7 protein-coding genes are annotated in these 9,382 nt (G+C 60.8%); 5 read left to right on the top strand and 2 right to left on the bottom strand.

What is annotated here, in order from left to right:
- Positions 1–328: 328 nt before the first annotated feature.
- Positions 329–1,105 (top strand): (Fe-S)-binding protein, encoded by a 777-nt coding sequence (locus C0617_RS17040; RefSeq protein ID WP_365888980.1) that lies wholly within the window; start codon positions 329–331, stop codon positions 1,103–1,105.
- A gap of 192 nt (positions 1,106–1,297) precedes the next feature.
- On the opposite strand, the gene C0617_RS06430 is transcribed toward C0617_RS17040, so the two are convergent.
- A complete protein-coding gene (locus tag C0617_RS06430) occupies positions 1,298–1,429 on the bottom strand; it encodes a hypothetical protein (protein WP_291316190.1) in 132 nt (43 codons plus the stop codon).
- A gap of 889 nt (positions 1,430–2,318) precedes the next feature.
- Positions 2,319–3,536, bottom strand: a complete 1,218-nt coding sequence (locus C0617_RS06425; protein WP_291316189.1) for a Fic family protein — start codon at positions 3,534–3,536, stop codon at positions 2,319–2,321.
- A gap of 645 nt (positions 3,537–4,181) precedes the next feature.
- Here C0617_RS06425 and C0617_RS06420 point away from each other — a divergent pair.
- The 4 genes from C0617_RS06420 to C0617_RS06405 all read left to right on the top strand — a co-directional run bounded on the left by C0617_RS06420 (position 4,182) and on the right by C0617_RS06405 (position 9,359).
- The gene (locus C0617_RS06420; protein WP_291316188.1) at positions 4,182–5,096 is read left to right on the top strand and encodes a transposase; all 915 of its coding nucleotides are present in this window, start codon (positions 4,182–4,184) and stop codon (positions 5,094–5,096) included.
- Positions 5,097–5,400: 304 nt separating this feature from the next.
- Positions 5,401–7,884 (top strand): YncE family protein, encoded by a 2,484-nt coding sequence (locus tag C0617_RS06415; protein ID WP_291316187.1) that lies wholly within the window; start codon positions 5,401–5,403, stop codon positions 7,882–7,884.
- A gap of 194 nt (positions 7,885–8,078) precedes the next feature.
- Complete coding sequence (locus C0617_RS06410) at positions 8,079–8,555, top strand: hypothetical protein (protein WP_291316186.1); 477 nt, start codon at positions 8,079–8,081, stop codon at positions 8,553–8,555.
- 57 nt (positions 8,556–8,612) lie between these two features.
- Positions 8,613–9,359, top strand: a complete 747-nt coding sequence (locus tag C0617_RS06405) for a DnaJ domain-containing protein (protein WP_291316185.1) — start codon at positions 8,613–8,615, stop codon at positions 9,357–9,359.
- Positions 9,360–9,382 lie beyond the last annotated feature (23 nt).

Below are 9,382 nucleotides of genomic sequence, written 5' to 3'. Positions count from 1 at the left end.
CGCCATCGGTATCATCCTCACCGCTTTCTACCACGGCCTGGACAAGGCCGCAGAGCTGGTGCGGGCCTGTATCGGCTGCCGCGCCTGCGTCGCGGTCTGTCCGAGCCAGATCGACCTCGAGTCGATTATTCTCCACCTGCGTGAGACGGTGGGGGACGAAGAGGGGATCGGCGCCGGCAAGTCGATCGTCTTCCGCCGGGTGATGCGCAACCGCAAGCTCTTCCACTCCCTGATCCGCGCCGCCAGCCTGCTGCAGAAANCCCTCTTCTTCTCCTCCCTCACCGAGTGGCGGGCCCTGCCTGCGGTAGCCGACACGCCCCTGCGCGACATGTGGAAGGAGATTCCCCAGGAGGTGGAGAAGCCCCGCTACCGGGTCGCCCTGTTCGGCGGCTGCGCCAACGACTTCCTCTACCCCGGGCTCGGGCGCGACCTGGTCAAGGTGCTGAACCGGCTGGGGGTGGAGGTCTCCTACCCGATGAAGCAGAACTGCTGCGGCATCCCCGCCCTCTACTCGGGCGACAAGGAGACCGCCGTGGAGCTCGCCGAGCAGAACGTCGCGGCGATGCTCGAGGGGAATCCCGACTACGTCGTCACGACCTGCCCGACCTGCACCATGGCCCTGCAGCGGGACTTCGTCGACCACCTCAAGGACAACCCGGTCTGGGCCGAGCAGGCCGAGCGGCTGGCGGCCATCACCGTCGATATCTCGGGCTTCCTCGTCAACCAGCTCGGGGCCGGGGAGATTTTCAAGGGGCTGGCCTCCCCCGAGAAGGTCACCTATCACGACTCCTGCCACCTCAAGCGCGGCGCCGGGGTCTGGCGGGAGCCGCGCCAGCTGCTCGCCGCCTCGGGGCGGGAGCTGGTGGAGATGGACCACGCCGACCGCTGCTGCGGTTTCGGCGGCTCCTACTCTTTCACCAGTCACCCGGACATCGCCCGCAGCATCCTCGCCGACAAGCTGGCCGACATCGAGAAGAGCGGCGCCGCCTGCGTCGCCATGGACTGCCCCGGCTGCATGCTGCAGATCCGCGGCGGGCTCGAGAAGCAGGGCATCGCCGTGCGCGCCGCCCACACCGTGGAACTGCTGGCGGAGATGTTCGACTAGCCTTTTTCGAAAGAGCAGCTCTCTTCTTCGCCCCGGCCTCGGCCGGGGCGTTTTTTAATAGTGCAGTGGGTAAGATGATAGACGCGAGCGTCTAGGGCGCTTGCCAAGGTGATAAGAATTTGCTTTTTCGGGGTCGGCGCTGAAAGTGGTTGGCGAGCAGTGCCCAGGCGTAACAATCGGTTTCAGTCTCTTTCAGGAGAGAGGAGAGCGCAGGAGAAATCCTTCCCGGTCCTGGTCCTCACGAAAAATGTCGCGTCGCTCGATGCCTCTGACGATGACATGCTGCAACAGGCCGGGGCTGTCTATGCGGGCATTGCGTGGCATGGGATCCTGGCACCAGGAAAAGTAAAAATTTCAAGAACGTCCCCTTTTGCCTTTCCCAGTGCTCGTAGCACAGTCTTGCAAAAAAGGACTAACCTCGCTGACGACCCTATAAATGTAGCAGGGTTGTCTAGATACAAGTCCTGCACGTTTGTCACTTCGCCTGCAAAACCTGAGATAACACACAAAAAAACGCCTCAGGACCGTAAAGGTTCCGGAGGCGTTCTATTTGACTTTGGGCTCGCAGAAACGGGATGCGAAGCCGATGTAGCTTATGGGGGGAAATGGTCGGAGCGAGAGGATTTGAACCTCCGACCCCCTGCTGAGAGATAGGTATTATGTCCCCCGGATTTCGACCCTAGAAACCCTCCGATAATCAGTCGGGCCGGTTAGTCCGGTTAGTCAACAACGTCCCCTCAGGGTCCCCTGGTCTGAAAAATCGGCTTGGAAAAAATGTCACCCAACAGCTGCACCGCATACGGAGATCGCATCAGCGGGGCGAACTTCCCCTCATGTCATCCCATACCGTCCCATGATTTTTTTGACCTTGATACTGTTCTGTTTCGCCAGCCCCCTGCCGGCTGTTGGCACCAATTAAAGGCCTCTTTTTACCCCTAAAAAGGGGCATTTAATGCCAAAATCCACCTATTTGTCGGCCCATTTTAAAGTGATTCCAAGAGGTTGGCTCCGTCCGCCCCTAGAAACCGTCCAGCTTCTTCCGTTCGTCACTTCCGATTCTCAGACAGAGCGGCCAGCGGGGCAATTTCGGAGACATCCATGAAAAGTAAAGTTAAGAGAAAAATAGGGGGGGTGGCTTGCCCTCGCGGATGTCCCCCTAATAATGGCAGGGCTTCCGGGTCACTGCCGGGTCTTTCTGGCAATTTCGAAATGGTCATGATTCAGTCATCTCCACCCCCTCTGGGTAGAGTTGTGGGAAATAGTATCCAGCGACTTTGGTCGGGAATCCCAAGCGGACCGGAGCTCTTTCCGAATCCGAAGTTAGGAGTTTCTTTTCGAGCAAATCTTTGAGAATGCGGCGTGCACTTCGGTCGGGCTTACCAGTAATGCGTGCAACTTCTCCCCTCGGGACTTCTCCGCGAAGAAAAGCGTCTTGTAGTAAGTAGCCTGATTCCGGCTGCAATTCCCCAAAGCTTACCTGCCGTCCCACGTACCCATCTAAGCGACGCAGAATCCCATCCAACTCTAGGCGCCCTGACATGAACGAAATCTGGTCTAATGCTGTCTTTAGAAAGAAGATACAGAAATCGAGCAAGCCCTTGTTAGACAGATTTCCTCTACCATCCAAGTCGCCATGTCGGTGTTCGTCAGCTCCAGCCAAGGCTGCCATATAAGCACTTCGGTTTCGTGCAAGCCCTCTTGAAGCTGTCCACAAGCCATGGCCATCTATGCGTGCCTTGACTAGGTAGGCATGTGTGAAGAGGCGCGTCACTCGACCATTGCCATCGAGAAAAGGGTGAATCCAAGCTAGACGATGATGCGATGCTGCCGCCGCTATTACCTTTCGTATCTCTCCCAGGGTGACACTCCCGTAACATTCCTCGAAACGCTTCAAAAAAGACTCAAGGGTTGCGTAGGTAGGGGGAATGTGACGGCCAACTTCGACTTCGTCTTCGCGCAATTCTCCTGGAATAACCGTTTTGGTTTTTCCATTTGGGGTCTTGACCTCCCTGAATTCAACAGGAAGTCGATCATAAAATTCCTGGTGAATCCTGCACAAAAACGCAGGAGAGCATATAGTTTCATCCGGGTTTTCGAAGAGCCTTCGTTCGATTAAGCGCTGAACTTCTATATGGGCAACACTCTCCATTTGTAGAGCGCGCTTTGCGGGCTCATGTGAATAGTCGTGGTCCATGGCCCGTTCGATATCAACCGGATGGGTATTGTGTCCTTCAATCAGGTTAGAGTAGTAGCTGTTCATGGTGCGCACAAGCTCTACAACTCCCCTGCGAGTCACTGGATGGAGGCCTCCTCCCAGTGCTGCTGACTGACGGATGACCTCAACAGCAAGGTCGTTCAGCTCTTCACCCACGGCGGCGGGAAACATTGGTTCCATCTGTTGAATTTTCGTGTAACGAACATCTGGGGCCACAATGAGCTCCTTTCTCGGTTGCTGTCATCAATGTGACGGAAGCATAGCATGCAAAAACAGATTTGGCCAGCAGCTTGGCCACTAGCTTGGCCACTAGCCTGGCCACTAAGCCTGGCCACTAAGCCTTAGCTGTCTCACTTGTAGTCTTTTGGAATAAAACAAAAAACAAAGCTAGGCGCAACTAACCTTGTGATTCTGTGTCCATCTTGGCCACTAGATTGGCCACTAGATTGGCCACTAGATTGGCCACTAGATTGGCCACTAGATTGGCCACCAGATTGGCCACTAAGAATTAACTTAGCCGCCTATCGCTTCATCTCTCCCTTTTTCACGGCTCTCACCTCAGCGGGAATGGGAACAGGTTCCGCCTTCTCTGTAACCCAGGATGTCTGCTTACGTTAAACAAGGTGGCCCTCCAGCCAGCAGAGATGGCCAGACCGTCTTGTTTTTTGCTCCAGAATGATTCATTGCTGATCGCTGGTTATTTTCGAACGTTTCTTACTGTCCCTGCATTATGAGAAAAGGCCACTTGATCTGGTGATCAAAATGGCCCTGAAATATCTTCAAAATGTGGTGTTCGCCGAACATGAGGAGTACCAAAGGGTACGTTCTTGATATTTGTACATTTGAAGCTGTTCTTACCCCATGCCCCGCCATGCTCGCATAGATATTCCCGGCCTGCTGCAGCACGTCATCGTCAGAGGGATCGAGCGCAGGCCTGTCTTTCGTGATGAGCAGGACCGGGAGGGTTTTCTCCTCCGCCTCTCCACCCTCCTGAGGGAGACCGAAACCGACTGCTACGCCTGGGCACTGCCCGACAACCATTTCCATTTGCTGCTGCGCCCCCGCGGCGGCAAGTTGGGCGGACTGATGCGCCGCCTGCTCACCGGCTACACCGTGGTCTTCAATCTGCGCCACAACCGCTCTGGGCACCTCTTTCAAAACCGCTACAAGTCCATTGTCTGCGACGAAAACCCCTACCTGGTCGAACTGGTGCGGTACATCCACCTCAACCCCCTGCGCGCCGGGAAGGTCAAGGACCTCGACGGCCTCGACTATTTCCCCTGGTGCGGCCATGCCGAATTGCTGGGGAGATCGCCCCGCAATCTCATCCGGGCCGACGATGTCCTGGCCCTCTTCTCTCCCCGCCGCATTGTCGCTCGGGATCAATATCGATCCTTTCTGGCTGATGGCTGCCCGAAGGTCAAGCTGTTGCGGGGCGGCAGGGGCGTCAGCCGGGTCCTCGACCCTTCGCTGGCGAAGGATGCCATATTTGACGATCGGTGCCTCTGCGGAGGCGCGTTTGTAGAGCGGGTTTTGGAGGGGGAGGAGGGGGAAGCGGGGCGGAAGAGGCCTTCTCTTTCCGACTTGGAACGAGTGGTGGCCGAGCATTTCCAGATTCCCCCCGCTGTGCTACGCCGTCCCAGCAAGGAGCGCCCCGCTTGCCCGGTCGGCGTGGGGCAGGCAACCGGCGACTGCGTCATATCCCCCACAGTCGGCACAGTTTCTGCCCACGGGGCACGGCCCGCTCGCGCACCGTCAGGCTTTAAAATAAATTAATTATTTTATTCCTTCCGTTCGGGAACTCTACTAATCCGCTTGTTTAGAAGAAGGGTCGGCGACGGTTCAGATGCCCCTCTGCCGTGAGACAAGGGGTCGGTTTTTAGGTATGTGGGAGCTTGGAATGTAATTTGCTTATATTTTTCTTATTATAATGCGACCATTGATTGGTGTGCGATGCCCTCTTCGGGCTCTGCGGTTTCCCTTTCACATCATTGCGATGCACTTCAAACCGGGACGTTCCTCCGGAACGTCGCCCCAGCGGCCTGCCGTCAGGCAGGCCTTGCGAGAAGGAGGAGGTATCATGCGAGGAACAACCTGGAGAGTGCTGGCCGCGCTCTGCGCCTGCGGCCTGCTGTTGGCCCAAAGCGCCCTGGCGGCGCCCTTTCTCTACGTCGGCAACGAGGCGGGTGACTCCCTCTCGGTGGTCGACCTGGCGAGCAACACCGTCTCCGAGACCATCAGCGTCGGCGACGGTCCCTTCAACCTGATGACCAGCCCGAACGATCGCTGGGTCTACACCATCAACGCCGGCGACGGCACCCTCTCGAAGGTCGACACCGAGACCAACCTGGTGGTCGACACCATTGTCCTCGGCGTGGAGTTCCCCAAGAGCGCGGCGATGACGCCCGACGGCACCCACCTCTACGTCACCTACGGCTTCAACACGCCGCGCGGCGTCGCCCAGGTCAACCTGGGTGACAACAGCGTCACCCTGATCGAGATCGACGGCTTCCCGCGCGACCTCAAGGTCACCCCCGACGGCAAGAGCGTCATCGTCGGCAACAGCCCGCTGGTGGTGATCGACCGCACCAACGGCAATGCCGTCACCACCTACGACATCGGCGCCCCGACCTCCGGGGTCGTCGTCGACGCCGCGCGCAACAAGGTCTACCTCGCCAACGACGACGGCGGCCCGCCCTGGATGGGCGACGGCCCCGACCGGCAGACGGTGACGGTGATGGACTACGACCCGCTCACCCAGGCGCTGAACAACGCCCGCACCATCGCAGTCGGCGCCCTGCCGCGCTTCATGGTGCTCAGCTCTGACGGCCTGAAGCTCTACGTGGTCAACGAGGGCGACCAGACCCTGGCGGTGATCGACACCACCACCGAAAGCGTCGAGAACACCGTCGCCTTCGGCGACCTGGCGATGGGCGCGGTCATCTCCGACGACGGCGCCACCCTTTACCTGCCGAAGGCCAACAGCAACGCCGCGGCGGTCTTCGACACCGCCACCCAGACCTTCCTCGCCGACATCTCCAACATCGGCAGCGTCCCGAGCTGCGTCACCTACGTCGCGCAGGTCGGCAGCCTCTACGACCAGGAGTACGCCTACGTCGGCAACACCCAGGACGACACCGTCTCGGTGATCGACCTCGGCAGCCAGACGGTCGACACGGTGATCCCGGTCGGCGACGGCCCCTTCTGGATGGTGCCGGGCCCCGACGGCCTGTTCGTCTTCAGCGTCAACGCCAACGACGGCACCGTCTCCCGCATCGACACCGACAGCAACGCCGTGGTCTCGACCATCGACCTCGGCGTCACCTTCCCGCGCGCCGGCGCGATCAGCATCGACGGCGCCCTGCTGGCGGTCACCTGCGACATCGACCAGTCCACTACCGGCGTCGCCCTGGTCGACGTGCTTGCCGAGACCGTCGAGCTGGTGCCCCTGCCGACCGTTAACTTCGCCCGCGGCGTGACCATCAGCCCGGATTCCTCCGCCGTCATCGTCGGCGGCATGCCGCTGGCGGTGATCGATCTCATGGACAACAACGCGGTCACCACCTACGACATCGGCAAGGACGGCGCCGGGGTCGCCCTCAACCCGACCACCAGCCAGCTGTTCGTCGCCAACGACGAAGCGCCCTTCGACAACACGGTCACGGTCATGGATTTCGACCCGGAGACCCGCGTGCTGAGCAACCCGCAGAGCATCACGGTCGGCAACCAGCCGCGGCGCATGGCGCTCAGCCCCGACACCGCCAAGCTGTACGTCAGCAACGAGGGGGACGCGACCTTCTCGATCATCGACACCGGCACCCTGGCGGTGGACGACACTATCGCCATCGGCGACATCTCCGGCAGCCTCGCCTTCTCCACCGACGGCGCCCGCCTCTACCTGACCAAGCTGACCAACGACAGCCTGGCGGTGTTCAACGTCGGCACCAAGAACTACATCGCCGACCTGCCGGTGGGCGACGGGCCGGACGCGGTCTGCACCATCAACAAGAACCGCCCCGACGAGGGCTTCGCCATCGAGGGCACGGATGTCACCGTCAACGCCGAGCCGACCGATCCCGGTTCGCCGCAGACCGAGCTGGTCTTCGACGAGGTCACCGACCCGGGCATCATCACCGTCGAGCCGGTGGCCGCGCCGTCCGCGCCGGACAACTTCGTGCTGGTCGGCGACAAAGCCTTCGACATCACCTCGACGGCGACTTTCTTCGGTTCGGTCACCGTCTGCCTCGACTACGACGAGGCCGACCTGCCGCAGGGCACCGACGAGGCCAGCCTGCGCCTGCTGCACCACGACGGCCTGAGCTGGGTGAACATCACCACGGTCGGCAGCGTCGACAACCCGAACCCGGACACGGTCAACAACACCATCTGCGGCGAGACCGCCTCCCTGTCGCCCTTCGGCGTCGGCGCCCCGCAGACGTCCGACGACACCCCGGTGTCTTCCGTCGGCGCCAGCAGCCCGGCCAGGGTGCCGGTCCTGCCGGGCGCCTGGGGCCTGTTCGCCGCGCTGCTCGGTTGCGGTCTGATCGCCCGCAGGCGGCGGTAACCTCGAACCCCTGAGCAAGGCCAGGAGGGCTGGACGCAAAACGCGTCCAGCCCTCTTTCTGTTCGGCGATTGTCTGCGACGAAAATCCCTACCTGCTGGAGCTGGTCGGGTACATCCACCTCAACCCCTTTCGCGCCGGGAAGGTCCGCGACCTTGACGCCCCCGACAGCTTTCCCCGGTGCGGCCATGCCGAATTGCTGGGAAATTCATCCCGGAATCTCATCCTGAGCGACGCGGTCCTGGCCCTCTTTTCCCGCCGCCGCAATGCCGCCCGAAAACTCAATCGATCGTTTCTGGCCGACGGTTGCCCGAGGGTCAAACTGTCACGCGGCGGTAAGGGCGCAAGCCGAGCGCTTGATCCCTCCCTGGCGAAGGATGCCCTGTTTGACGACCGGTTTCTCGGCGGCGGCGCGTTTGTGGAACAGGTCTTGGCGGGGGATGACCACGATGCCCGGCAGAAACGGCCCTCACTTTGCGACTTGGAGCGGTTGGTGGCCGAAGATTTCCAGGTCCCTCCCGCAGTGCTGAAGCGTCCAAGCAAGGAGCGCCCCATCGTGCGGGCCAAGGCGGTCATCTGTTATGTTGCGGTCCGAAGGTTGCGGATCAAGGGGGCGATGGCCCTGCTTACGATAAGGATTAAAATTATTGAAGGTCTTCCGGGGGCATGTTAATAATATCCTTCGGGATGCCGGGCCGGCAGCGGCCTGCTTTTTGGGAGGCGGGGTGGGATGGACAGGGGCAGTGGAAGGGATAATCGACCGGATTACTACCAGGTGCTGCACGTCCAGGCGGACGCCCCGACGGAGGTGATCCGTTCCAGCTACCGGACCCTGATGCTGAAGCTCAAGGCGCACCCGGATCTGGGGGGCGAGGGAGAGAGCGCCGCCCTGCTCAACGAGGCCAACCGGACCCTCTGCGACCCCGTCCTGCGGCGGGAGTACGACCTTCAGTCGGGGTCTGACGGAGAAGGGCGGGGTGCGGGGAGGCGAGAGGGAAAGGGGGGGGATGCGCCCGGCAGCACCGGGCGGCGCGCCCTGACACGACCCGAATACCGGGCCGGGGCGGTCTGCCCCTTCTGCGGGTTCCCGACGGCCGATGGGGACGAGGAAAGGCCGGACCTTTTCTGCCAGGGGTGCCGGAGCCCCCTCAGTCCGGCCGAGAAAATACGCCTCGAAGCCGAACAGCGGGCCGTCCGGCGCATGGCGTGCCGGGAGGCGTTAACCTACCATGCGAAATGGCCCGGGGAGAGGATGCCCGGGCGCATTCGCGATCTTTCCCCCATGGGGCTGTGCATGGCTGTCGATGCTCCCCTGCCGCAGGGGCAGGTGGTCAAGATTGACAGCGCCATCCTGAGCGCCACTGTCTGGGTGGCCAGCTGCCGAGCCGCCGATGGTTCGGACCATGCCGTCGGCGTGGAGTTCATCACTCTTCATTTTCACCGTCCCCAGGGCATCTTTCTCTCTTGCTCCATCTGAAAATTCCTGCAGGCTCTCCCGTC

Origin of the sequence: Desulfuromonas sp. (assembly GCF_002868845.1) — a bacterium.
Classification (GTDB): Bacteria; Desulfobacterota; Desulfuromonadia; order Desulfuromonadales; family BM501; genus BM501.
This window is presented reverse-complemented; position numbering and strand designations above follow the sequence as displayed.

Bases quoted from the DNA above. Each gene is read 5' to 3' on its own strand.
- C0617_RS06430 (WP_291316190.1), bottom strand. From the start codon at position 1,429: ATGCCACGCAATGCCCGCATAGACAGCCCCGGCCTGTTGCAGCATGTC.
- C0617_RS06415 (WP_291316187.1), top strand. From the start codon at position 5,401: ATGCGAGGAACAACCTGGAGAGTGCTGGCCGCGCTCTGCGCCTGCGGC.
- C0617_RS17040 (WP_365888980.1), top strand. From the start codon at position 329: ATGTGGAAGGAGATTCCCCAGGAGGTGGAGAAGCCCCGCTACCGGGTC.
- C0617_RS06405 (WP_291316185.1), top strand. From the start codon at position 8,613: ATGGACAGGGGCAGTGGAAGGGATAATCGACCGGATTACTACCAGGTG.
- C0617_RS06420 (WP_291316188.1), top strand. From the start codon at position 4,182: ATGCCCCGCCATGCTCGCATAGATATTCCCGGCCTGCTGCAGCACGTC.